At 39.1% G+C, this 26,603-nt stretch carries 12 protein-coding genes; 9 read left to right on the top strand and 3 right to left on the bottom strand.

Features of this window, described 5'->3' with window-relative positions; genetic code table 11:
• Window positions 1-12: 12 nt before the first annotated feature.
• On the bottom strand, window positions 13-5,928 hold the full coding sequence (locus tag J0M15_05995) for a fibronectin type III domain-containing protein (GenBank protein ID MBN8536585.1): 5,916 nt from the start codon (window positions 5,926-5,928) through the stop codon (window positions 13-15).
• 195 nt (window positions 5,929-6,123) lie between these two features.
• On the opposite strand from J0M15_05995, the gene J0M15_05990 reads away from it, so the two are divergent.
• The 8 genes from J0M15_05990 to J0M15_05955 all read left to right on the top strand — a co-directional run bounded on the left by J0M15_05990 (window position 6,124) and on the right by J0M15_05955 (window position 20,914).
• Window positions 6,124-7,161, top strand: a complete 1,038-nt coding sequence (locus J0M15_05990; GenBank protein ID MBN8536584.1) for a MotA/TolQ/ExbB proton channel family protein — start codon at window positions 6,124-6,126, stop codon at window positions 7,159-7,161.
• 2 nt (window positions 7,162-7,163) lie between these two features.
• Entirely contained in the window at window positions 7,164-8,096 is a 933-nt protein-coding gene (locus J0M15_05985; protein MBN8536583.1) for a hypothetical protein, read from the top strand.
• Between the two features lie 49 nt (window positions 8,097-8,145).
• Complete coding sequence (locus J0M15_05980; GenBank protein MBN8536582.1) at window positions 8,146-8,946, top strand: hypothetical protein; 801 nt, start codon at window positions 8,146-8,148, stop codon at window positions 8,944-8,946.
• A gap of 19 nt (window positions 8,947-8,965) precedes the next feature.
• On the top strand, window positions 8,966-10,393 hold the full coding sequence (locus tag J0M15_05975) for a hypothetical protein (GenBank protein MBN8536581.1): 1,428 nt from the start codon (window positions 8,966-8,968) through the stop codon (window positions 10,391-10,393).
• A gap of 324 nt (window positions 10,394-10,717) precedes the next feature.
• Complete coding sequence (locus J0M15_05970) at window positions 10,718-12,754, top strand: hypothetical protein (GenBank protein ID MBN8536580.1); 2,037 nt, start codon at window positions 10,718-10,720, stop codon at window positions 12,752-12,754.
• Window positions 12,724-14,751 (top strand): hypothetical protein, encoded by a 2,028-nt coding sequence (locus tag J0M15_05965; GenBank protein ID MBN8536579.1) that lies wholly within the window; start codon window positions 12,724-12,726, stop codon window positions 14,749-14,751. The genes J0M15_05970 and J0M15_05965 overlap by 31 nt, the downstream gene beginning before the upstream one ends.
• A 2-nt stretch (window positions 14,752-14,753) precedes the next feature.
• Window positions 14,754-17,015: a hypothetical protein gene (locus tag J0M15_05960; protein ID MBN8536578.1), complete on the top strand. Its 2,262-nt coding sequence runs from the start codon at window positions 14,754-14,756 to the stop codon at window positions 17,013-17,015.
• A 125-nt stretch (window positions 17,016-17,140) separates the two neighbouring features.
• Window positions 17,141-20,914 (top strand): hypothetical protein, encoded by a 3,774-nt coding sequence (locus tag J0M15_05955; protein ID MBN8536577.1) that lies wholly within the window; start codon window positions 17,141-17,143, stop codon window positions 20,912-20,914.
• On the opposite strand, the gene J0M15_05950 is transcribed toward J0M15_05955, so the two are convergent.
• The gene (locus J0M15_05950; protein MBN8536576.1) at window positions 20,915-21,790 is read right to left on the bottom strand and encodes a hypothetical protein; all 876 of its coding nucleotides are present in this window, start codon (window positions 21,788-21,790) and stop codon (window positions 20,915-20,917) included. It lies immediately after the preceding gene.
• 453 nt (window positions 21,791-22,243) lie between these two features.
• On the opposite strand from J0M15_05950, the gene J0M15_05945 reads away from it, so the two are divergent.
• Window positions 22,244-24,061 carry a tail fiber domain-containing protein gene (locus J0M15_05945; protein MBN8536575.1) on the top strand — a complete coding sequence of 606 codons (1,818 nt, stop codon included), beginning with the start codon at window positions 22,244-22,246 and terminating at the stop codon, window positions 24,059-24,061.
• On the opposite strand, the gene J0M15_05940 is transcribed toward J0M15_05945, so the two are convergent.
• Window positions 24,045-26,468, bottom strand: coding sequence for a hypothetical protein (locus J0M15_05940; GenBank protein MBN8536574.1), 2,424 nt, complete (start codon window positions 26,466-26,468; stop codon window positions 24,045-24,047). The two genes, J0M15_05945 and J0M15_05940, sit on opposite strands and share 17 nt — an antisense overlap.
• Between the last annotated feature and the right edge of the window lie 135 nt (window positions 26,469-26,603).

Genomic DNA, 26,603 nt, shown 5'->3' with positions numbered 1-26,603 from the left:
AAAAACTCAAAGTTACTTCAGTATTCGAGTCACTCTGTTCGTGTTTGCATCTATCACATAAATATAACTTCCAGATGTCTCACCAGTTACATAGTAAGCATTGCTGAATTGCCCCAGCTTAAATCCCTGCATGGCGGCACCCCCTTGGCACCAACCTGGTGTTTTTGTGCTGGCACCAATGCACCCCGTTTCGCCGCCAACAATGGAAACACCTGGTAAAACTCCTCCTTGCCATCCAATCATATTTCCTGATGATAAATTCATTTTCCAAACAGCTACGCCAGATTGACCATAACTACACATGCTATAACCAGTTCCATATAAATTTGTACCATCAGTCCAAAGCCCCATGGGGTACTCGCATCCTGGGTTCCATCCACCAACCACGGCTCCATTTGACTGCCAAGTATTGGTATATTGATCCCATCTTGAAAGAACTGCAGATTGCCAGGTTCCATCTAAACTAATTTTATCAATTCTAAAATTGTAAAAATTAGAAACATATAAATTTGTTCCATCGGAAGTAATTCCACCAGGATAACCGAATGCAGATAAAGGTGAACAGCCAGTGCAATGAAAAAATCTAAATCCGCCAAATTTATCGCCGGAACCACTAGATTCGGCAGAGGTTCCACCCGTGCACCAACCTCCTGTAGAAACGTTGTAAGAGCCATTGTCTACTGTGGAGCATCCTCCGCTGGGAGCTGACCCAATACGCCCAATCCAGCCTGTAAAGGCGCCTGTTGAGGGGTTATAAGAAGAAATTCGATGGTTTAAATTATCAACAACGTATAATTTTCCAGAGGCCGCCACATAGGTGATAGCGCTAGGGTAATTTAACATCCCATCGCCGGTTCCAGAGCCACTCTGACCGCCGGTACACCAACCAGGAGTGAATGTTCCCACAGTGGCACCCACACAGCCGCCGGCACCTCCTGTTGGTGAAGTTGCGATATTTCCAACCCACCCAACAAAAGCTCCCGTTGCGGCATTAAATTTGTTGATTCGATGTAAAGCCTGATCTGTCACATAAATATGGGTTCCATCTCCAGTAATTCCGTTAGGAATTTGCATCAATCCACTGATTTGACCGCTTCCAGCGAAGTTAAGAATATGGTACCAAGGATTAGCCAAGGCTCCTGTGCACCAGCCTGGAGTCACTGACATAGGATTTGTTGTCACACAGTCTGAGTGTGTTCCTCCTGTGGGCGTAGTTGTGACGCCACCAATCCAACCAATAAGCTTTCCGGTTGCTAAGCTTATTTTTTTAACTCTTCCATTTCCCCAATCTGAAACGTAGAGGTAAGTGCCGTCACTATATCCTCCCATCGGGGAATAAAAATCATTATTTCCAAAACCATACAATTCAGCCTCGGTAGTAGCGTCATTTGACCACTCTTCAGGGGCCGTGCTTGAATAGCCTAAGGAGCCAATGTAGGCTCCTGTCGTCATATTATATTTTTTAATTAAGGCGGTTCGGTAATTTCCAACGAGAATATTTCCATTGCCGTCATTTTCTATAGAATAGCTTTCCTCAAAAGCCTGTTCGTCCATTCCAGATTTTGCAGATCCGCCTAAACACCATCCAGGGGTGTTGTCGTTGGTTCCAAGAACAGAACAATCACCGGTATAGCCAAGCGCCGATGTGAGTGAACTAGTATTATTGACTTTACCAAGCCAGCCATTAACTAATCCATCGCTATCCACAGCGATGACTCTTGATGTGTCAGCAACATAAAATAGATTTGTAATTGTATCAAAAACAAAATCGATAGACCCATTCCAATTAAAAGACAAGCTTGGTAGTCTATCGACATACGCTCCCGTAGAGGCATTATAATAGTTTATAGTTCCACTAGAATCATTATGAAGAACATAAAGAAAACCATCTTTTAAATATATGGATCTTGGAAAGTTAATTCCTCCCCTTAGGCTTCCTATTCCTGTGGCAGTATTTGGATTGATACTTTGAAAGGTACCACCATAACACCATCCAGGCGTCGTTGTTCCAGAAGATAAGGAGGTACAGCCCGAAGCACCTGAGGTTGGTTGAGTGGTATAGGCTTTGCCAATCCACCCTGCAAAAGCACCACTAGCTAGATTAAATCTTAAGATAGCACCGTAGGTACCGACGTATAAATACGTGCCGTCATTTGCGATGGCATTCGGGTAGTACATGTAACCATTTCCATTCCCCCACGTTGATGTGGAGCTGGTGTTTGCGGCATTATTCCCCCCCTTGCACCATCCAGGCGTAATACCAGAAGATGTGCTTGTACAGCTTCCTGGACCTCCAGGACCAATTCCCGTGGGTGTTGAAGCTATTCCTCCTATCCAGCCTGCATAGGCTCCAGAATTAGCATCATATCTGGTGACAATGTGGGAATTGTAATTGGTTACGTAGACGTAAGTGCTGTCCACTGTCAATTGTCGAGGTTTATATAAAACTCCAGAGGTTGAATTACTTGAAGCATAAGATTGACCACCTAAGCACCATCCCGGTGTGACGTTTCCCGAGGTGGTGGCGATGCAACTTGCTGAGGAAGGCAGAGCTGGGTAAAGCGATTTCTTGCTTCCTGAAATGAGTGCCGCTGCATTATTTGGATTAGAAAATCCACCGAGCCATCCGACATATCTTTGATTTACGTAATCAAATTTAATAATTCTTTGGCCAGACTCATCCACTGCATATAGAAACGTTTTAGATGAATCAAAAGTTAAATCTCTAATAGTCGAAGGAGCATCCATTCTTGCCGAAACCGGGCTGACTCCTGTTCTAAACCAGAGGAGTTCTCCAGCGGAATCCAAAAAACTGCCAAGAGTTCCAATCCATCCCTTTTCACCAAGGATTGTCCAGTTTGTGGAACCTGAATCTAAAACTGCCGCCGCATCAGACGCCGCAATTGTAAGGGATGCGGCAGGGTATTGGCCTTTAAAATAGAAGATTTTAGAATTATCTCCTGAATTAAAAGTCAAACTACTTATTTGGGTGCCGCAATGACTATCACTGTAAAATTTCCCAGCATCAATAAATCCGGCGGCGTAACCTGATTGGGCTAGATTGGCTACAATCGAATTAATAGCTGCCGTGATGTTAGGTACAGTCGCTCCATCTAAGGTGTTGACTGTAAATGGACCTGCACAAACCGTTGTTTTAGAGTTTGCCGGTGTTGGCCCGGTGATTTGAAATGCCGCAGGGGAAATTCCTATGGATATCGATGCTGAATTGCTCATTAGACCATTGGGATCTGACAGGTGAACAGTTAAACTTTCAGCTGTTGTGTCTGAGAAATAGACCATTACCGATGGACTCCCTTGGGGAATAACAAGTTGTGTGTTCAATGGCGAACCGCTGCAATTGTTTGTATTGTAAAAAGCTCCAGTTGTTGTCCCGCTAAGGCCATTGATATTTATTGTTTTATTTGTATCTGCATTTACAAGATTATTTTGCTCGTCTTTGAGTGACACGGTGTAAGCCGTTGAGCATCTTCCGGCAACAACAGTCGTGGGGCCGCTGAAAATAATTTTAGAGGGTAAAATAGAAATTGGTTGATTTGAAGAAGTCGAAGTCATAACGGCTGCGTTATCTGTTACATTGAGATTCAAGGCCTCAGACTTTGGATCCTTTAAATAAATATTAATTGGGTAAGTCCCTGTTCCTGCAGTGATTGGCAAAGAGACATTAGAGGGAGTCAGTAGCTGCGTACAACTTGAGTCTGAGTATATTTGCGCACTTGTACCGATTAACCCTGTGATTGAAACACTCGTAATGGCTGGTAAAGGTCCGGGAGTGCCATTCTCGCCCCTTGGAGTGATAACAATTGCGGGTGAACAAGCTCCTGCCACAACTGACATCGGTGTGCCTGAAGCAGCTGGAGGTGAGGGCATGTTGGCTGCGATACTAATCTTGTTCGGCAATACATTCATTGTAAAGGTACCAGTGGTTAAAACACTGGAGGTATCACTAAAGACTAAATTTAAGGTTTCGCTGGATAAGTCTTTTAGATACAAAGTTTTCGTATTTGTGGCTGCTGCAAACGTTAGAGTTGCTGAAATGGGTGAACCGCTGCAAGTACTGCTTGTATATAAAGAGCCACTACCTAAACCTGAAATTGAAATGGGGGTGTTTTGAATGGCATTTGCTGGATTATTTCCGTTGTCTTTAAGCTGGACCGTAATAACTCCGCTACAAACATTTGAAACCACAGAATTTGATCCTGAGGTCACTGTTATTTTTTGCGGAGTTCCCGAAGTAATATTGAACGAATTGCTATAGGAGGGAATATAGCTTCCAGAACTGGCTAGCAGCTTATATCCTACTGCAGTCTTGTCAATTCCTAAATTGCTAAACGCAGCAATTCCATTAACTGCAGTAACAGTTGTCGTTCCTGAAAGCACCGCGCCGTTAACATTCGAGGCAATGGATACGGTAATTGAAGATGTCGAAGCCGCACCCGTATTAACCACGTTACTGTTAGCATCCATGATAGCTATTTGAATGGGGGCCATCCCTAAGGCTCCGCCTGGCGAATTTACGGGTTGAACAATATAGCCAAGCTTTGTAGCGACTCCAGGAACAAAAGGTGCCAAAACCGAAAGGGTTCCTAAACCCGCCGGAGATGAAATCGTTAAAGATCTAAAAGGTGACGAAGTGTCTGCGATGGTTGAACTTATTGATCCTGAAGAGCTTCCCGTTGAGTCTGTAAATGCCGAAGGTTGAGTTAGATTGTCTCCTGAAATTGAAGATGCAAAGGTGGGTTTAATACCTGAAATCGGATTATTATATTGGTCCTTTAAAGTGATGATGACGGAATAGGAGGCATTGCCATCCGCTACCAATGGAGTTGCAGGAGGTACGGCAGGGGAAATACTGATGGAGGATTTTGTTGCGTCTACTGGTCCTGGAGAAATTGTAAAACTATCCGAATCAACTGTTAAGGGCGCTGAACCATTTGTTTGATTTGAAGTGTCTGATTTTGTCGCCCTTAAAGACTTTAATCCCGCCTCTTGGAAACTTAGGCCCGTAAATGTGGCCACTCCCTTAACTGCTGTAACTGTAGATGTACCAACAACCACTCCAGCTCCAGGAGGTGCAATGGTCAGGGTTACCTGAGCCGTAGAATCAGGTCCTGCAACAATCACATTACCGCTACTGTCTTGAATAGAAACAACGGGTTGTCCTGGAATAGCCACGCCAGCGCTTCCACTTGTTGGTTGTGAGGAAAAAACAAGTTGTGAAGCCTCACCTAATGGAATAAAAGTAACTGTAGTTGTATTGTTATCTTGAAACCCACCAATATCTAAGACAACTCTGCATTTATAGGTTTCTCCTGGTATTAAATCAGAAATCAAACTTTGCGAATTTGTCGTATTTGTAATTGTAGCAATTAGGGTTTCTTCAATAGCAAGCAATCCAACTTTACAGTAAACTAAAATCTTATCTGCATTACTTCCATCAGCATATTTAAAAACTGCCGTTGTCGAACTCTGAACTTCTACGGAAGAAATACCTCCATAAGGTATGGCTCCAATATCGACTTTATTTGGATCATTAACTTGGTCTTTTTTAAATGCATTCACCCTAAATGAATAGAAAGTCTGGGGAGATAAATTGGTGATGGCCACTCCCTCTGCTGGTGCTTTTACCGTTTTAATTAATTTTGGATTAAAGGCTAAGCTGGTATCATAAACGGCATAACCAATAACATCAGGATTTGTTGATGGCACCCAACTTAATTGCACTTTATTGGAGGAAATTGTTTGCGCTGAAGCCAATCCAGCAAATTCTTTTGAAGCTCCTGTATCCTGGTTCATCTCTTGTAAGATGGTTTGGCTCAGATTTTCGTTTTTTGGTAAAACACAAGATGCCAGTGAAAGCAAGTAGGTAACCAACACTAAATGGCGGAAACTATTCATTAACGTTCTCATTGTTCCTCCTGGATCAATCAAAATTAATCCTATCAGGACTATCGGAAGGTTAAGTTGATTACTTAAGTAATGGTAATATTTCCCATTTTGAGATATAATAGTTGTTTTTAACCGTATTTTAATTGAATCAATCTGAGATTTTAAAAAAATAGAATTTTTTCTAAGCTAATTTTATCTTTAAGGAAGTCAAAGACCATGGCCCAGAACGGAGCTAATTTTAGTTCTGGACTTAATAATTGCTGTAAAATCACCGAGAGTTTTCTGAGGAAAGTTTCAGAATGGACCCTCAAGATCCTGGGAGGATTTCAAATGGTTTTGCCAAACCGATCGAGCGTTTTTTTAGGCTCGTTGATCATTTTTTATGTTTTGTATTTTGGTGTTATAGAGCCAGCCGTCAATCCTGCTTTATATTTAAATTTTCATGCCCTCATGATAGTTATTTTTGGAACGGTTGGGATCACGTTGGTATCCTATCCTTTTAAAAAGCTTGCCGATCTTGCTGATTTTATTATTTTTGGAGTTTATCTATCGGGAAGAAAGAGAAATAGAACCCAGTTTCAAATGGCCATCGAGCTTGTTGAAGCCACTGAGTCCTATTTTCAACAATCTAATATGTCAAATTTTGAATTTAGTCATCCATTTACCAAAGAGTGCTTTGTGGCTCTTTCTAAAAAAAAACTTTCTACAAAACAATTGATGGCTCTCCTGCATAATTTAAAAGATTCTATTACAGATAGATATTTTGATGATGCAAAAACCTTGAATGCAATTTCAAAGTTTCCTCCAGCATTAGGTCTTTTAGGAGCCTCCACGGGGATGATCGAAATGATGCAGCAAGTGGGATCTGCGGGTGGAACGGAGCAAATTGGAAAGGCCATGGCCACGGCATTAGTTGCTACTTTTTGGGGGATTGCAGGTGCAAATTTTGTCATTCTACCACTCAGTGATTTGGCACTTCGGCAAGCGGAAGAAGAACAAAAAGTGAGGGAATTTGTAATTGATGTTATTTATTTGATAAAAGAAAAATACTCCAGAATTCATATCTATGACTTCATGTTAAGTAAATTTCCCCTGAAGGAAAGAATAATGTTTAAAGATGTTATCAAAGAGATAGTTCTATTGGATGCTTCAGACGGCAAAGATGAAACCCCAGATGAACATATAGGTGATAACGATAAAACAGTTGCGTTGGAAGTTTATGACTTCCAAAAAGTAGCAAATAGAAAGAAATAGATATGCCATTTGACTATTCAGGTCACAGAAAAAAAAACCACCAGATGCATCACGATGAAAAATGGCTAGTTAGTTATTCTGATTTGATGACATTGCTATTTGGTTTTTTTGTTTTAATGTATTCAATAGCGAAAGAAAATACCGGGAATTCAACTGAAAAACTGTTGGCAATTTCAAGTTCTTTAAATGGCGAGACTAAAAAAGTGAGTCAAAATAGAAAAATAACTTCAGAAGAACTCGATAAAATCGAGAAAGAGCTAAATATTTTAAAAATAAAAACAAGTGATATGGAAAAAGAAAAAAACAATTCAGTAGATGAAATAAAAGTTTTAAAAAGCAAGGTGGCTTTTTTTGATAAAACAGAAGAGGAAAACAAAAAGTTAAAACAAATAATTAATGATTTAGAAGCAAAAAATAATGTCATTGGTGAAGACGGCAAACCGATTGAAAGAATGAAAGAACTGAGTCAGAAGTTAGAAGAAATGAATAAAGAGCTTAAAAAGTCAGAGCAAGATTTGTTTAGGCTTAAAAAAACAAATGAAGAATTGAAAACTAAAAACTATATGCTCATTTTTTCAAAGTGGGAGACAGAAAAGCACGACATTGATTTAACAGTAAAAAATCCATTAGGGAAACTCTTTAACTTTAAAAATCGAAAGTATGAAGGGATGTCTGGGGAATTTGTTCTAGACTCAAGATATGGTCCTGGAGCTGAGATTTGGACATCAAATCAAGTTATTCCAGGCGAATACGAAGTAAAGGTGACGCTTTATAATCAGTATGGAAATGAACAGGATGCTGTCGTTAATACAACTATTATCATTGGTCTAGAAAAAATTATTTTCCCTGAAGCTAAATTGAGTCTTGGTAAAAACCAAACAGTTATTTATAAAGTCAAAGTGAGTGAGCTAGGTAAAATGGAAGTGCTTTTGTAAAATAAATTACCAATTGACCATTTTTAGTCTAGTGCTGTAGTATATAAATGTGACTAAATTAATTTCCTTTTTCTTAATGGTGTTTTGTTTTTCCTCTGCTGAAGTCCTTCCTAAATCACCAGTCAGCAACACCTCCAGTAAAAAAGTGAATACAGATTTTTTAGGTACAGATTGTGATTACTGTATTTATTTTGGTTCAGGTATTAATTATTTAGTGTTTCAGCAAAAACCACCTCAAAATATAGAGCCTGTAGATTTTAGAAACTTTGGCGGACCCTCTTTTTTAGTTGAAGCGACCATCAAGATAAATAAAGATTTTAGATATAAAATGGAGTATCAAAATCATCCTACTTCCAACATGAATTCAAACTCACTGGTATTAAATAATAATCATGTTAAGTGGTTTTACACAAATATTGGTGGTGAGTACTTGATGCCTGAGGACTTTGTTTTTTTAAAGTATCAATGGAAACCAAGAATTATTTTTTCATATCAAATTCATTCGATGCCTTTTATGGTTCAAAATGAATCTGGTTACACTATAAATAATGAAGGTGTTGACACCCTATCTGCTGGTTTTCATTTTGATATCTTTGCGACTAAATATTTAACATTTATATGGAGAAATAGATTGCAGGTACCAGTTCGAAGCCATGGCGAATTAAGAGTTCATTCGGGGGTATCTCTTGATGGGGTGATTGGAATTGTTAGAGTTTTTTCAAAAAAATGGTCTTCTACCTTGTATTGGGGTGGTCAGTATCATCAATTTGATTATTCTTTCAATAACAATTCCGGAAAGTATATTTTGGGAAATTCGCAACTCAGTGTCGGCCTTGGTTATTCTTATTAAATTAAGATGGGGAGATAAAATGTGTAAGAAAAGTCTTTGGTTTGTCATTCTATTTTTTTTTAGTTATGCACCGCTGAGTTCTTTTGCTAAAATTGAACTTTATAAAATAAAGAATAAAAACCCCTTGGACGTAGAACTCATGAAAGATTTTAAGGTTATTAATGAAAAAGAACTTTTTCAGGAGGTTTCAAAAGATATAGGAGTTCCCTTGAATGCATTTTCATTTTATGTAGAATTGGAAGTTCCTGCAAGATTAACTCTTGAAGAAGTTACAGCTAAAACCGGAAGAATTTCTTGGTCGGGAAGAAATATAAAATTCACTTCGTCTTTTTTAGAAAATGAAATTGAAATCAAAGATAGTATGGGTGTTAAGTTAAGAATTAAATTGACTCATAAATTTGATAAAACTCAGATTTTCTACCATCAATGTGGATCCGCATTTCCTGAATTAAAGGTCGAAAAGGAAAATTCGCCGAATTTTGCTGTAGGAGTAAATTGCATCGAAAGACCACAGAAACCTAAAGCTATTGTTATTTCAGTGCCAGAGGATGCTGAAATTGTTTCATCTTCTTTTTTTGATTACAAAGGAAAAGGTGAACGATGGCGTTTGTATGAGCTTCCAAATACAAATAATGCTGATAGAGTTATTGGCAGTATTCTTATTAAACATAAGGGAGATTATAAGTTTGAGATTTTGGCTGCGAATGCAGAATATGATAAAAATCAGAAATTTATATCGGGACTTCAAACAGAAATTGTAAACTTAAAAGAAAAAATAGATTCATTGACTGATAAAAATAAAACCCTATCTGCCTCTGAAAAATCTTATATTTTAAAACTGGCGGCATTTATATCTTCGACTTTTGATGTCAACTTCGCACTGGGAATGGACTCGCTATCTTTACAGATTGAAAATGCGGATTATGGAAATACCAAGAAAAGTAGTTCTTCTTTTGCAGCTCAGGTTTACGCTCGGAGTAAACTCTTGGCTAATAAATATCAAGTCAGCGTAGGGTCTTCAACCACATTGCCATATGGGGTAAGTGAAGAAAAGCTAGAGTATTTTGATTTTAATACTAATTTTGGATATTTGTTGTATCAGAAAAAATTTAATATTCTTGCAAATCTATTAACTTCCTATCGAAGTTTTTCTCATCCTTTTAGTAACACCGCGATTCAGGTGGGGCAAATGGGTTTAGGTCTTCATTTTTCATATAATATTAACGAGTTTCATAAAGTCGATTTTTCCGTAGGATCGCAATCCCTCGGGTCCAATGTTATTAAAGGTCATACTATGTTGAAGCTTGGTTATTCCTATACTTTTATTGGAATTAAACCATGGGAGTTAGGAATCTACTACGAAAAACAATCTTTAAATGTTCGCAATTCTTCGGGTCTTTCTCGAAAAGCTGATTTAGATCAGTTGATGTTTAATCTTCAATTTTAATCTTAGAACCCGTATTAATAGCCTGTTTAAAATGGCTTGAATTATAGATCCATAATTAATGGATCTATTTGATACGTTTCAATTGGATTCCTTCCTATCTTGACCTAGCCTATGTAAAGTAGAAATGGAAATAGCCAGGAACTGAGGCGTATTGATCTTTGAAAAATCATTTTGATACAGACCTTTGAACATTCTTTTTTCAATAATTTCAGAGTTGTAGAAAGTGTTAATAAAAATTGATATCATAGTTGAGGGACAGCAACTTAAAGAGACAATTTAAGGTAAATTGAGACGAGATTGCAAATTTTTAGAGGGGGAAGAAGAATGAAAATTACTTTATTTGAAAAGTTAATTCAGTTTTCTTTATCCAGCTTTTTGATCGGCTTGATTTTCATAATGAGTGCTTGCTCACCGAACAATAGTACTTCAGATTCTTTACCTGAAGCAAATTCAGGTCAGACAACGGAAATAGGTGAGAATCAAGACGGCACTGTGAATATTCCGGCAGGAAAAGAAATAATTAATTGTATAGTGAACGGTTTTAATAGTGAAATTTGCAAACTTTCCACGAACATGTATTTTTATTCAGCTGAAAATGGTGGGAGGGGGCCTGATCGTTTAACTGATATCGAGATTCGCGATAAATCATCAGATTTAATTCCAGTGGGATGGTTTCCTGGAGGGACGCATCTTAATTTTTCAGATGCGAATTTAGTTGCTGGGAATATTAAGAAAGATGTTAATTTATTTGGTGTTGTTGGCACCCTAGATATTTCGCGATCGGATGCTTGTGATATAGGAAATTATCCTATCACTTTTGGGGTAGGCGGGTGTGCCCTTTCAAAAGATTTGTATATATATGATGTTCTATTTGGTGGGCGATTTAATCTGTGCTCATTAAACAATAGCACCATTCCTCAGAACGGATGTTGGGTTGATTCAGCATCAAAAGTTTATACTTCTCCAGTCCAAAAAACGGTTTCTCCTCAGTGTGCTACTTCTATGGAAAATTCACTAACACCTATTCCTGTAGGAGGAATGTGTTGGGCCAGACCAAGTCTTTTTGTTTATGATTCACCCTATGGAGGAAGGTCAAATTTGTGTAAAACAGATGAAAGCAAAAATTCTACTTCGTGTTGGGCCGATCAAATAAATACAGTAAGTAGAGGTTTTGTTACTTCGAATCTTTTGAGTAACTGGTGTTCCTGGAATTCACAAACAAATTCAGATTGTCGAGTTCGAATCAATAGCAATAATTCTGAAGATCCTTCTAGCATTGTTAGTAAGTCGGCAGGATATGTATACCTTCAAAAGTATGGAGGTAGAGAAGCGCTTTGTTTAAAAAATAAGAATGGTTTTTGTTGGTTGACCGTTGAAAAAAATGTTTTGGAGCCCAATTTAATTCCTAGTGTTATTAAGGCTGGTGTCACTATTTTTGGTATCAAAGGCAAATTTAGAGGCGAAGGTTCTTGGAAGTCCGGTGCCCATCGAGATTCTTACGCCTACCCTCTGGCTATTTCTGACGAAACCTTTGTTTATTCAGGAATTAGCGATAAAGATGCAGGGTTATCAGATGGGTATCGCGAAGTTCCTATGGCTAGATTGGATAATGATGGAACCTATGCTACCGAAATTTCTGGCGTCGATCGATCCGGTTGGGGAAACGCTTCTTGCGGTGTTGGAGCCAAAGATGCCAGTGGAAACTCCTGGACCACGCGTTCTCGAATTTCTGACTGTGCCAACGTTTTTGGTATTAATGCTGTTTGGGATGGTACCAATCGTGGAAATGCGGGGCAATCTAAATGGAAACTGGTTTCTCGCCGTGGCCAAAGTCTTGCCAATAGAGGCCGTGAAGTTTGGTTAGATGAAAATACTGGCTTATTGTGGAGTTCTCTTATCTCAACGAATGCGAATTGGTGTAAGGCTTCAGGTAATAATAATATAACTGGAAATATTGCCCAAGAAAACGATCCAAACGATTATTGCGATAATTCACTTTATCAAAACACCTCTGGAAATGCGATAAGTGCCTGCTATGAAGGGACAGGGTTTACTGAATTGGATCCATCCGAAGAAGGTAAAAGTGGTCTTTCTTCGTTATCAACACCAGCTGTAGGTTGGCGGTTACCAAGTGTTTATGATTATGAAGTGGCCGAGTATAATGGGATTCGATTTGTTTTACCTGACATGGGAAAAGCGCTTTCTGGTAATTCAAGTTTATTTGAATGGACGGCCACAATAAATAATTCAAATAAAGCAGAGGCATGGGCCTTTTCAACTAAACTCGGAAACCATAAGTTTATCAACCGGGGGATGACAGCGGGGGTTCGATGTATAGGTCGTACAAATATATTGGAATAACCATTTTCTTTCTTCTACAAATTTCTTGTGAAAAGAAAGACCAAATTGAAAAAAAAGAAACTGCCGCTGTTAACGGAGATGCCAACGTTTTACCTTCAAATAACAACACCGTTGTTGTGCCTGTTCCTACCACTTCTCAAAAATGTATAGAGGGTGCAAGTGCCGCAGGTGAGTGTATTGTGAATCAAAAAGGAAGTTATACCTATGATTCTGAATTTAATGGTCATACTCAGATAGGAACTAATCTTATTGGGTCAACAGGAAGTAAAAGCGTCACTGTGCCCGTAGGTTTTTATGAAAATAAAACGGTCACTTTGAATGATTTAGATTTAGTAGCAACAAATATTGCCAAAGGTAAATCCATTTTTGGAGTGAGCGGAGATCTGGATAATCAATCGTTAGCTCAGTGTGTTTCATCAAATTTAGTCAATGGAATGATAAATCCTTCTACCTGTATTTTAAAAACAAATAATAAAAACGCTTATCAGACTCCCTACGGAGGGAGATCCCAAGTTTGCACACCGGTAACTACAGCGGAAACAGGGACTAGTTTTTCCGGGCCTTGTTGGTATCAAAGTGGTAATAATTATTTTTATCCAAATCAAGTTGATTTTAAAAAATGTGATGTCAATTCTATTGTGAAAAACTACTGCGAAGTTAAAGAAGGAGATTATTTACATACCACGGCCTATGGTGGAAGAGCTGCTGATTGTGTCGTTGGGCAGGTTCTCACTTCAGCCTGTTGGGTCAAAGTAGATACAGCCAATCCGAGTACCTATAAAATAGTTTACAGAGTAAAAACTTGTAATGAAGATCCTGCGGTTGATGATGCTATTAACCAGGTAGCCTGTTTTCCAAGTAAAATTGGAAATTGGGTTTATGATCAGCCTTACGGGGGAAGAGCTAAAAATTGTGATGATGATAATTCTGGAAATTGTTTTTTTAATTTTTCCACCAAAGATCAATCAACTGGTTATTTGGTAGCAAGTAACATCAAGGCCGGTGAGCAAATATATGGTGTCATGGGAACTTTTGTTACGGAAGGTTTTTACTGGGGTTCTGGAGCCCATCGGGATCCCGGAATAAAGAGGATGGTCTATCAAGAACCACCAGGACCTCGGCCACCATCGCCTCCCTTTAGTGAGGTTGAGGCCTCTTATAATCCGTTGTCGGCAGCTCCTACAAGTTATCGGTTCATTCCTAAAATTGCTACTGACTCTGAAGAAATTTCTAATAGCAATAAAGTTAATCGAAAACTAAATGATAATGTGACCCCATGGGGTGATACCAGTTGCGGTCAAAATAACGGAACTATGGATGCTAAAGAAGCCAACTGTCGGACTGTTCTTGGGAGTGTAAACACCACTTGGGATGGGATTTTAAAAGGAAATGCAGGACAGGGAAAGTGGACGTTAATTTCTCGAAAAAATATTTCTCCTGGAGTTAACTATGAAGTTTGGAAAGACAATTCTACAGGATTATTATGGAGCTCCAAGGTATCAGGAACTATCGGTCTTACTTGGTGTAAGGCCTCTGGAAATAGCAATAGCAATCTCATTGATGAGAAATTTCGTGAAGATGACCCTGCAAATATATGTGATTCTTCTGACGGATACCAGAATAATTTAAATAAGCACCCTATCAGCGCTTGTATTGAAGGTTTTAATGGATTTATCGCTGATGATGCCTCGGCCACATATGGATTTATGAGTACGGGGACAAATCAATCTGGTAAGGCTGGGCTTGCCACCTTGCCAGTAGCTCAAAAAAATAATGGCAGGGTGTTTTGGCGTTTGCCTACAATGTACGACTACATGTTAGCAAATCACAATGGACTCAGATTCGTTTTACCCGATGTTTCTGTCGGAAGTGAGGAATGGACGGCAACGAGTTCTTCGGCGGAAGTGGATAAGGCATGGGTTATTAATATTGGAAATGGATATCGAAGGATTCAACCAAAAACCTCTGAACTGAGTGTTCGTTGCGTGGGGAGGTAAAAATGAAGAAACTCTATTTTTATGTTTTTTTCTTGTTATCAGGAGTCTTATTCTTTGGTGCTTGTGATTCTCGTGTTAGCGATCCTAAAGATGGTTTACTTTCAGATGGAAGCTCCACTCAAAATCCAAAAAATTCTGATTCAAATTCAACAGTCCCTGGAAGCGGAGGAAGCGGAACGGGTGGAAATTGCTATGAAGATCCTTCCATCGGCAGAACCTGTACTTCGGAGGGAGGCGATAAGTTTGGCGACCCTAATGTAAATGGAGTTATTTCTGTTGATTTATTGAATTTAAATAATAATGAGTTTTTAAAAGGTGGAAATTCATACTATGTTAAATATAGAACTCATATTTCTTATGCCAAATTTAAATCTGTTTACAGCAAGTTGGAATTTAAAAGAGAATCAGATGCTGATTGGAAGTTGATAGCCGACAAAATAGTGTCAAATGATAACGAAATTGTTTCCTACAAATGGAATATTTGTCCTCATGTTGAAGGTAAAAACTGTTTGTTGGATGCTTCCGGAAATCCTATTTTATTAAATGGTCTTGATTTTAAAATTCGAGTTACGAGTAAGCGACTGGATAATCAATCTGGAACAGTACAGTCTAGCGGTTACTTTACTATCGATTCCATTTCTCCAAGTTTGGCCACGTCTCAACCCTCACCTAAAAAAGGTTTTGGAATTAAGCAATCAAATCTAAATGGTTTTATTGAGTTAGAATTATATGCAGCCAGTGATAATTTAAATAGAGTGAGTCACTTATGTCTTAAATTAGAAACCACAACTCCCGACCAGAATGATTCCTGTTGGGTTTCAACAATGCCTTTTAACCCTGTGTATTCTGTAAATTCTCAACAAGATATGACAATTGTATCCATTCCTGTTTTTTTAGGATTTACCGCCAAAGCAAGTCTTAATTATTATTTGTGGATAAAAGATCAATCAGGCAATGTATCCACAATGACATCGAACACGGTTGATGACGTGACAACCTATGGTTTAGCAGGTAAAGACAAAGTGGTTCTTTCGCAAAGCTCAGTTTCTCATTCCGGGTCTTCTTTTTGGAACCCTGATACTCACACCCTGACTCCTACTTTTGATGCTGATTTAACATTAAATTCAAATGCTTCGGCCTCTGGAACCATTGCCAAATACGCCAGTGGAGACAGTGCTCTTAATATGGGGGATCCTGGATCTTTGGTTGTTACCTCCGCTGGAGTGGCCTATATAAAACATAATGGCACACCAAAAGGAATTCTTCGTTTTGATTTAAATAATGGCACTTATTCGGTATTAATCCCTCAAGGAAATCATCTGACGGGGGGAACGGCAACAGCTCGGGTTTATGATCCACTTCGTATAGCTTTGGATTCAAATGAGGATTTATGGGTCATGGATAAAACCCAAACTGGAGACGTCCTTATTTCAAAAGTAACCAATTTATCAACAGCTAGTCCTCACTTTGACGATCTCATTGGTGGCGGAAGTCAAATAACTTCTGATGATAAATCCGCTACGGATTTAAAAATTACCTATTCTGATAACTTGCGATGGTTTGGAAGTTTTTCTTCTTTGCCAGACGGGTCCTTGATGTTCTCTAGTGAAGATCCGGTGAAACAATTAAAACCTGCCAGTGGGAATGTTTTTAGTCTTCGTTTTTATAATCCAAATCGGTCTGAAAGCCTAAGAATCAGCACCCTGACAATGAAAACGGTCAACAGTAAAGGTGAAGAATTAACTACCGAAAATGGGGACTCGTTAAAAGATTTAGAGGTCTATGGAGTTTCTACTGCTGTTTTTGATTTTCAAACTAGCGAGATTAAAAAAATATATTTAAGAGCTTGCGCTCCAACCGGTGTTGGCGCATCTAAAACTTGCAATGATTTGGTGAGCCTTGTCTTTGATGGCAAGGGACAGTTTCTAGAGCAGATCCAATCTTTTACTCCTTGGCATTGGGGAAATGTCATTTTCTCTTCTCATCGTTCAGGGCAAATTTTTATGATGAACGCTCTTCAGGGAACTTTAAGTAAAATTTCAAGTAATGAAGCGGGATCGAGTTGGCTCTCACTTCTTTCTGATTTTGGCGCAGGTGCCAGCTACTGTGCCAATGATACGCCTTCAGGAAATTGCCAAGTTCGTATTAAAGATTTTTTTGTAACGGAGTGGGGAAGAGTCTTTTTTGTAGATCAAAACAGACTTCGTTTTATTGATGATGATGGAAAAGTAAAATCTATCTTGTCGTTTAAGGCAGGTGAATAATGAGTTTCATTAATCAAAGGGTAACTTGTAAGTTACACAAAATCGTAGGCAGCTGTGTTTTACTATTACTTATGTCCTGCTCAAGTCGGGTCCAAGACGGGGACCCAGAGAAACTTTTTTCACTAATGCCATCAGTACCAGTGACGGGGGATCCTGGTTTGAATAATCCTATTGATCCTGAAATAAACGTTCCTGGTTTAAATATGAAATCATTTTTGGGTGGAGAGTACGTTAAGGGTGGGAAAACGCACAAGATTAAATGGTACCTTGAACCCGTTGATGCAAAAGATGAAGGACTTTATTCAACGAAAATAGAGTTTAGTCGAACGAATGGGGCGACGTGGGAAGTTGTCGCCGATTCGATTCCGAGCATGGGGGCGAGCCTCATGGAGTATGATTGGGAAGTCAGCGATTTATTAAGTTGGGAATCTAATACCTACAAGATAAAACTAACAACGACAAATGCTTTTGGAACCAGATACACCAAGGAGACTGATGGCAACTTTACAGTAGATAATTCGCCACCAGTCATTTTAGCAAATTCTTTATCTGTTAATGATCAGACTTCTCAAAATCTTGGTCAGGGTTTTACTAAAATTGAAGTAAATCGAAGTTATATGGGCGTGTCTTTTGAAGCTTCGGATTCTTTCAGTCCAGTAACTGAATACTGTATTAAAGTGGATTCTTCAGTGGCTCCTACCGAGGATGCTGAATGTTGGAAGATTTTTGCAAATGTCGATATCGAGCCCTCAAAAAATTTAAAAGTCACCAAAGCCCCTATTTTTATTGGTTTTGTTCCTTATTCTCATGAAATAAGAGTTTGGGTAAAGGATTCGGCGGGAAATATTTCTGTTATTGAAAATGGTACTGGTCTTCAAAATAAAGATAAAACTTCAATCAATTTAGTGATTGTGAAACCCCCTGAAATCAGAGAAGTGATTGCGGCAAATACGAAGAGCCCGTCGATCCCTCCATCAAGGGAAGAGCTGAGTGTTATTTCTGGTTCAAGCGTTTTTATAAAATGGAAAATCTTACCAAATGGAAAAGGTCAGCTTAAAGAAACCAAAGGGATAGTCTTAGAGTATACTATCGACGAAGAAACGTTTTTACCGGTTACCACTGATAATATTATAAATGTTCAAAATGGGAATTGTTTTGCAGATGGAGATGATCAAAAGTATTCAGGGTGTTATATTTGGAACGGAGCCAATCTGCCTGTGGGAGGCTACTTTCGTGTGAGGGTTCGTGCTGTCAATGATGTTGGATTAGTGAATTCCGTAGCGACCCCACCTATGAACAGTGGAGTGTTTAGAAATGTGGCAGGCAATACGGATAACAGTCTTGGAAATAGTGGAGAGAGTGCTATTTTTTCATACGCTGGTGGTGGTGGTACCGAAAGAACAAATCCTGGATCTATTGTGGTCACCTCTTGGGGACGTGTTTACATCAGGGATGACAAGTTTGGAATTCTTTCTGTTGATCCGTCTGATGGCGAGAGCAAAGTATATATTAAAAAAGGAAATCCATCGTTAAATGTTCAACCCGGTGAGGATCAGGATATCAGTGAAGCGCAAACTGTGCCCTTAAGAATTGCATTGGATTATAAAGATAGACTTTTAATTTTGGAAAAAAACAGAATCCGTCGAGTCGAGAAAGATGGAAAGATTTCAACCCTTGTTGGAGTCAAACCTGGGTTGGAGAGATTTAAAGATAGTGGTTTGGTTTCTGGTACGGATAAGGTTGGATGGTTTGATAAGAACGCCGATGGGCAGTTTAAATATTTAACAAGTGAAGGTTGTTTTTCAACCTCCAACACAAAGGGAATTCCTTCTTTATATTATGATTTTTTAAATACAGATGCTTATAGTACTTTCATGTGGCCATTACCAAATGGGGATATTTATTTTTCATCGGCTCCTTTGTTTGATAAGAAGGTACAGTCTGAAGTTGGGAAGGCTCCTTATATTACCGTTTTTAAAAACAAAGATTTAAAGGGTAATTTAGTGAATCGAATTTATCCAATAAGACTTTGCGGCGTCGGCGCTTACAATTCTAAACAAGACCCATACTTTAATTTGAGTGAAACCAATTTACGAAGTGTGCCAGGTCTTTTATTCAATCCTTCAAATAGCTATATCGAGTCCATCGCGGTTAGAGGGGGAGTCCCTTTAGCAGATAATAAATCCATCATTCCTTCGGGGCTCACCTTTAACCCAAGAAGTGGAAAATCTCGTGGATCCAATACGATTTATCCTAATCCTATTGGAAAATGGGGGTATGCAAGTCATTTACAAAGCAGAAAAGGCGCCTTACATGTGATGCAAGATGCTTATGGTGTGCTTCGGTATAATGCGAGCCTAAATACATGGGAAAAAGTCTTTAGAGATGGTCGAGGGCAGTGTTTTGATGAAACTCGTGCTTCTGATTGCTATGTGGATATACTTGATTATTATTTAACCGATGACAATATTTCCTATTTTTATGATAGAGGTCGAGTTCGAGCCATTGTCAATAACAAGATCAGGACGATACTAGGGCAGTCTAGAAAATTTGGCAATGAGGGAAGTCCCTTTGCCGCTAGATTTAATATGATAGAACATTTTGGAGTTTGGGGAGCCAGTGGAAACCAAAAGATCATTGTTTTTGATACCAGAGAAAATGCCATGAGGGAAATTGAACCAGGACAAAGAATCCGCCACATTATGGGAAATGAAGGTGAAGGAAAATGTGATATAAATCCGGGTGATGGGAATTTAGTCTGTCAAACGGGTTTTTACTCATGGGGAACTTCAAATTCAGCCATTGGGAATTCCTTTAATTCAAGTACCAAAGCTGGGGATATGAAAATGTCTGGCTCTGTATATAAAATTCAATATTGGGATTGGAGCACAGGTTTTGTTGTCGATCCTGATAATGGGGATATTTTTTCGCAATCCTCAGGTGGACCCAGAAATGGAATTGCACGTTTTTATCGAAACGCTTCAGGAGATAGATTTGGTCAAATGATTTTGGGGGCTTATAATAATTCAAAGACTTTTTTATCATCAAATGCAACATCGTCCTGCAATAATAACAATGGTATGAACTGTGATATCTCGACGGTCTCAAGATCTCCTTATTTCTCATCTGCATACCCTGCGGTGATACCAGCCTTTGGTATTGACTATAGGACGGGAAATAAAACTATTTTAGCGACTACCCATGACTGGAGTTATGCAAACACAGATTCAAAGGGTAATCAACTGGGGTCTTATAAACAGTGCTATATGAAAGCCCTGCGACTTCCAACAAGCATTCCAGATTTGAACCCTATCACCTCTACGAATTTGTCTACTTCCCTGGTTCAACATGTCATGGGAAAAGATGGAGACTGTGCTGGATATAGTGGCGTGACTGAAAGAATCTCAAATGTCGGTGGCACTATTCTAACCGGTGATAATAATTTTCCAAGCTGGCATTCGACAACTATACCTCATCGATTCATACCTGGGGAAGATTCTCTTTTTATGAGCTGGAGAGGTTCGAACTCCATTCTCAAGGTAGATTTTGTCAGGCAAAGTGTTGTAGGAGCTGGTGATAATGTCATAATTGGCAGTCGGGTCAATTCCATAGCTGCGGCCCTTCCGCATAGTATTTTTAATTATAATTTTAAAAAGACTGGAGATAATAAAACCGTATTTTATTATTGTGCTAGCAACGCTAAACTTTACAAATTTGTTGTGAGTGGAGCTAATGGTTCTGGTACCGCTACAGAGCTAATGTTACCTTCGAGTTCTATGGGTTGTAGCACCAGAGGAAAAACGTTGGAATGGACAAGTTCTTCAAAAGAAGCTTTTTATTTTGTCTATAAACAAAATGGATTAGATGCCATTGGAGAGTATTACGTTGGTTCGAACTGATTACTGACAACTTTTTAGCTCTATTCTTTCGTTTGATGAATTGTTCGAAAAAGTGAGATTGCCAATTCCACACTCGTTCGTAAAAGTTAAAACAGATGAATTTGCTGGGATATTTTCACCGGAAAATGAAGTTGAAATCATTCCGTTCGTTGGGTAACAGCAGGATTCATCACCCCAGGTAACAGCACTAAATAAGTTATTAGCTATATATTTAGAAGTTGCATCATAGACCAAGACTGTTCCATTTATAGTCCTAGAGGATGATCCCAATCCATTATAGATTCGATTTAACTGTGTTCCCGTTATCGTCAAATCAAGTTGAATATAAAAATCAAAAAGTGTACTTCCAGCTTTATCCGTATAGGTCTTATGGAGTGCTGAGGCTGAAGGGGACATCTCGACGGTTCTCGATTCCCCTAACCTTGTGATTTTAACGCCCCCATTTTCAAAAGTGATGCCTTGGTAGACGCCACCCAAAGTATCAGTTTTAATTTGCCCAGAACTTGGCAGCGTCAGGAGCGAAGAAGTGGTGGTGCGCAGAACATCATTGCCATTAAGTAAGAACCCATTATTACAATCTGAATTTTGAACCCATAGTTCTGACCATCCCCCAGAAAGAAATCCATATTTTACTCCATTTTTCCAAACGGGTGAATCATTCCAAAGAAGAGCACCCGCCGAGCCATCGCAGGATCTATAACTATTGATTTCTTCTGTAGAATTAGCTTGGATAGTGGCTTCCGCCAAAGCTTGAATGAGAGTGTCATATTTGGTCACTGTTTCAACAGGTCCACCACTTCCATTGTCTTTTTTTTGTGAGCAATTGACTAGGGCAAATAAGGAAATAAATAATAAATAAAATAATTTTAATTTCATAAAATCCTCGTTTGAAAAGTAAAAAGTTTAAAATATTTCGGCTTAGCCAATGGCCATTAATTTCATGTTAATACTTCGCTTCAACTAATTAAAATTTCATTTTGAAACAAACGCCAGATGATTTACGTTTTGGAAACAAATATTTAAATTTTGGTCTAGTTCTGCCGAGCTCTTCGCGCGAGTTCTGAGAAGTTAAGAAACTTCAGGTAGATTGAAATGAAAATTAATATTTAATTTTAAATATTTGAGTCTTTCACAAATAGTGTGGTTTTCTTGAAATGAAGCTAGAATATTAAATTTCGATCCAAAAAATGAAATTGATTTTTCTAAACTGAATCAATTTGACTCAGAAAATGACAAGAACTACGCTTATCGCTGTGTCAAAATAATTTGTGGAAATCATAATTATGCAGTTAAAAAGTAAGAACAATCAAACTTTAATTGGGGGATGGATTGAGAAGACCAAAAGGATTTAGTCTGGCAGGAGTGATTGTAGCCACAGGAATCGGAGCCATCATTATTGGGTTTATTTCGGAAATGATCATTTTCCAGTACAAGGATCAAAAATATTTATCCCAAAAAATGGAGATTACTGATTTTACCAATACTCTCCTTTCTACATTTGCCAAACCTTCAAATTGCAGTTGCCAATTTCAAAACAATGTAACCAATCCAAATTTAGCCAATTTTGCAGCTCTTCATTTTGATAGTACAAACACGACGGGAAGTGAAATCATTGCTGTTACAAATCTTTACTCTGGTTGCTCTGGTGGATTGAGCTCTCCATTGCTTTTGGCTAGTAATAATCAACCTCTCTATGGAGCTAGAGATTTGATTGTAGACACCGTTAAATTGATAAATTTAAAGCCCAGTGGAGGAGGAGCCAATCCCAGAGACTGGCAGGGGCAATGGCAAATTCAATTTAAAGTAGGCCCGGGCTCTTTGAGTAAACCTAGTCCGCCTGTTCTTGTGACTCAAAAATTTACCATAGATGACACCAATCCCTCGATTGCATTGATAAGCTCTTGTAATGGGATTTCAACGGGGACAGGAACCACGAATTATTTAGCAAAATGGAGTGGAATTTCAGGGATGTTGATGGACTCGGGTATTTTTGAGGAACCAGCCTTGAAAAGAGTCGGCATTGGTACCGTAGCCCCAGAAGATGCTCTGGAAGTTGTGGAAGGAGCAGGAAGAGGGATAACGGCTACGAGATATGGGCAGGTTGGTCCTAGGGGAGGAGCCGTACAAGTCAGAGGTTCTCGCGGGACACAAGCAGCACCCACAGCCGTTCAAGCCGGAGACTATCTGGGCTGGTTTTATGGAAGTGGGTACAATGGTGTTGGATTTACAAACCACGCAGCGCCAACCAGTATGGCCATTCAATCCACTGAAACTTGGGATGCCACAAGCAATGGAGGAAAACTCGTATTTAAAACGATACCCAACGGGGCCACAGCTTCAATAGATCGAATGGTCATCAATGAGTCAGGTAACGTCGGTATTGGGACGGCGACGCCATCAGAAAAGTTTGAAGTCGATGGTAACATTCGCGTGAATGCTTCTGGCGCAAATGGTATTATTATCCAAGCGCTGGCAGCCTTCCCGAATGATCCCGGCGACCTGCAATGGAAAGATTTTAACGGAACGCTTCGAGCAAGGATTCACTCTAACAATCAACCACAAGCCGACCTTTACTTTTATGTGAATGGCACTGATCGGATGATAATTGATAATGCCGGAAAAGTCGGAATTGGGACTACCGCTCCACGAACAGAACTTGACTTAAATGCGGGGACGATAAGTGGCGGTTTCCCTGGAACTCACGGAGGCACAACGGCTCCGGTCTGTTATGACGGAACAACTGGAGTCATGGACGCTTGTGTTTCCCTTAAAAAATTTAAGAAAAACATTCAACCTCTTGATATCGGATTGGAAGAAATCCTTCGTTTGCAACCCGTAGCTTATGAATTGAAATCGAATGGATATAAGGAAATTGGTTTTATTGCTGAAGAGGCAATCAGAATCGATGAACGTTTTGCTCAGAAATCTAGTCTTGGAAAAATTGTGGGCGTTAAATACTCGCAAATGGTGGCTCTCCTAGCAAAAGGAATTCAACAGCTTCATTCAGTTGATAATGTCTTGAAAAAAAGAATTGAAGAGCTTGAATTAGAATCCAAAGCGCTGAAAACCGAAATGAAAACCCTGAAGGATTATGTATGCACGAAAGACCCTGCTGCTAGTATGTGTGCAGTTAATTTGAATAATTAAAGAGTTTGGATTTCTTTACTCGAATAAGTCTTATAGAATCTGAAATCCAAATATAGTCATCATCTGGAAAATTATGAATGCCCATGATTAGCCAAAATTGGTTAAAAGCAGTGTTGGAATTATTTCCAGGTGAAACTGTCGGAAGCCCCGAATTTAAATCAGGTTGAGAAAAAACATAACTCGCATTCATTCCGTTGGTTAATAGATTGATATCAAAAGCAAGCAGTCTTTGATTATAATAATCAGGCGTTAGCAGAAAACCATTGAAAACGGTAGGACTCCCTCTTACCCCCCCGGAAGTGCCTTTCAGGAATCTGTTTGCTGAAGTGCCGGAAAGTACACTTGTAAAGTCTGGTTGGCCAATAACAAAGTCAGCAGCTTTACCGTTAGAAGAAGGAAAGGAATTATAAACCATGATTCTATTATTTCCATATTCGACAACATAAAGACGGTTTCCATCCCAAGTTGCACTCCAAGGATATTTGGAGAGCGTAGAGGAGGTTCCTCCTGAACAAGAAGTGAAATTTGGAGCTCCTATAACCAAATCCGCTGACCTTTTTAAGTTGGTTAGTGACACGTCAAAAATCAAACTTCGATGATATCCATAATCGTTCACTACCAATTTATCATTTACGACAACAAGGCCTGTCGGTTTGTTAAGTCCAGAGTCAGTACAGCCTTGTGCCGTTGATGTTGTAAAATTTGTCTGTCCAAAGGCAAAATCAGCATTAGCTCCGTTGGTTAAGGGAATTTGGTTCCAAACTAAAACTCGATTATTTACATTATCAGAAATATACAATCTGCCCTTAGAGTCAAAGGCGCAGGAAGGATCTAATCCAGAAGAATTTACCGACAATGTATTTGCAGCAGGTGAGGCACCCCCCTGATTAGCGAGATTCGAATTAAAATCCATTTGTCCAATGACCGAAATAGCGCCAGAGGTTATATCAGATCGATTAAAAACCAAGAAACGTTGATTTGCTACATCTGAAGCCACAAGCCAATCAGCATAAGCACAGACCCCTGAAACTCTGCCAAATCCATTTTTATTTGGAGATGTAACTTGGTTTGGATATCCCGTTGTCATACTAGGTTGCCCCCAAACCTCACTTGCACTGACTAAGGCGCCTTCGGCAATATTACCTGGAGTGGGCGGATTTGAAAACTTAAGAAGACGAGAATTCATCGAGTCTGAAACCCATAGGGAGCCGTCAATGTAAGCAAGGAAAGTTGGTAAGGAAAAAGTATTTGAAGTCGGAAGAAGTTGCCCTCTATTTGCTGAAGACTGAGTAAATAATGCCTGTCCAAATATTGCAGTGGCTGAAGCTCCAGGAGACGATGGAATCGTAGAATGGTATACAATTCGGTTGTTATTTGTATCACTTATATATAAGGAACCATTTACTATTAGCATATGTCTTGGACGGTTGAGACCTGATTGTGAAGTGGAGGCGGTGTTACTTGTAAATGATGTTTGTCCTATAACAACATCAGCAGGAGCATCATTACTATTTGGCAAGGAATTCCAAATGAGGACTCTATTGTTATAAACGTCGCCAACCAACAATCTGGTTCCATCACTACTTAAATAATATGGAAAATATAAACTTTTATTTGAAGGGACAGTAGTGCTTCCTGTGCGATTGATAGAGTTAGCGTTGAAGTCTGCTTGTCCAACAACAAAATCGGCAGAGACGCCATTGGTATTGGGTATTGAGTTGTAGATAAGAAGACGATGGTTAGACTGATCAGCAATGACCAATTTCTGACCAACAAAAATGACCCCTGTGGGACCCCAAAGAGTTCCTGCGTTTGGAGTTGATTCCCCTCGATTTCCAAGACGTTGTTGAAAGTCAACCTGTCCAATGACGATGTCAGCAGATTGAAAGGAGGTAGTTGGTATGGAGTTCCAGATGAGTACTCTGTTATTATTCGCGTCAGCTACGGCGAGTTGGGTTCCATTTGAGGTTATTTGAGTTGGATTCAAAAATCCTCTTGCTGAAGTTTCGTGAAAGCCATTGTTATTATTAATGATACCAGAATTGAAATTCGGTTGGCCAAGAACAATTGAGGGAGTGCCAGAAATTGAGTTCTCAAATACGATTATTCTATGGTTGTTGTTATCAGTTACAAAATATTTATTTCCAATTTTAACCATATCTCTTGGACTGGACAAAGTGTTCACTTTTGGATCATAGGTGAAGTTTGGTTGGACGGCATACCAATTCGGTTGGCCAATTACAATCATATCAGGATCATAGGAGATTGGAGAAGATGGAGACTGATTCTCAGGATTAGTTGATTCCCCTTTTTCGATTACAAGGCTGGAACTCAACATACAGCCGATTTCTAGGAACATAAAAACACACAAAGTCAGAAAGCGTGAAGCTACAATAAGGCGACTCATGTAGAAATCCTTTATCATGATACTAAGATCGGAATTTTTTGTATATTCTTTAGATAAATTTCTTTCATGTTTCAATTTGCTACAAAGAATGTTTCAAACAAACTCAAAATCGATCGAGCGAATTTATAGGATTTA

Source organism: Deltaproteobacteria bacterium, assembly GCA_017302835.1.
Classification (GTDB): Bacteria; Bdellovibrionota; Bdellovibrionia; order Bdellovibrionales; family Bdellovibrionaceae; genus UBA2316.
This window is presented reverse-complemented; position numbering and strand designations above follow the sequence as displayed.

Bases quoted from the DNA above. Each gene is read 5' to 3' on its own strand.
- J0M15_05955 (MBN8536577.1), top strand. From the start codon at position 17,141: ATGCCATCAGTACCAGTGACGGGGGATCCTGGTTTGAATAATCCTATT.
- J0M15_05940 (MBN8536574.1), bottom strand. From the start codon at position 26,468: ATGAGTCGCCTTATTGTAGCTTCACGCTTTCTGACTTTGTGTGTTTTT.
- J0M15_05995 (MBN8536585.1), bottom strand. From the start codon at position 5,928: ATGAGAACGTTAATGAATAGTTTCCGCCATTTAGTGTTGGTTACCTAC.
- J0M15_05970 (MBN8536580.1), top strand. From the start codon at position 10,718: ATGAAAATTACTTTATTTGAAAAGTTAATTCAGTTTTCTTTATCCAGC.
- J0M15_05990 (MBN8536584.1), top strand. From the start codon at position 6,124: ATGGCCCAGAACGGAGCTAATTTTAGTTCTGGACTTAATAATTGCTGT.
- J0M15_05950 (MBN8536576.1), bottom strand. From the start codon at position 21,790: ATGAAATTAAAATTATTTTATTTATTATTTATTTCCTTATTTGCCCTA.
- J0M15_05985 (MBN8536583.1), top strand. From the start codon at position 7,164: ATGCCATTTGACTATTCAGGTCACAGAAAAAAAAACCACCAGATGCAT.
- J0M15_05960 (MBN8536578.1), top strand. From the start codon at position 14,754: ATGAAGAAACTCTATTTTTATGTTTTTTTCTTGTTATCAGGAGTCTTA.
- J0M15_05965 (MBN8536579.1), top strand. From the start codon at position 12,724: ATGTATAGGTCGTACAAATATATTGGAATAACCATTTTCTTTCTTCTA.
- J0M15_05975 (MBN8536581.1), top strand. From the start codon at position 8,966: ATGTGTAAGAAAAGTCTTTGGTTTGTCATTCTATTTTTTTTTAGTTAT.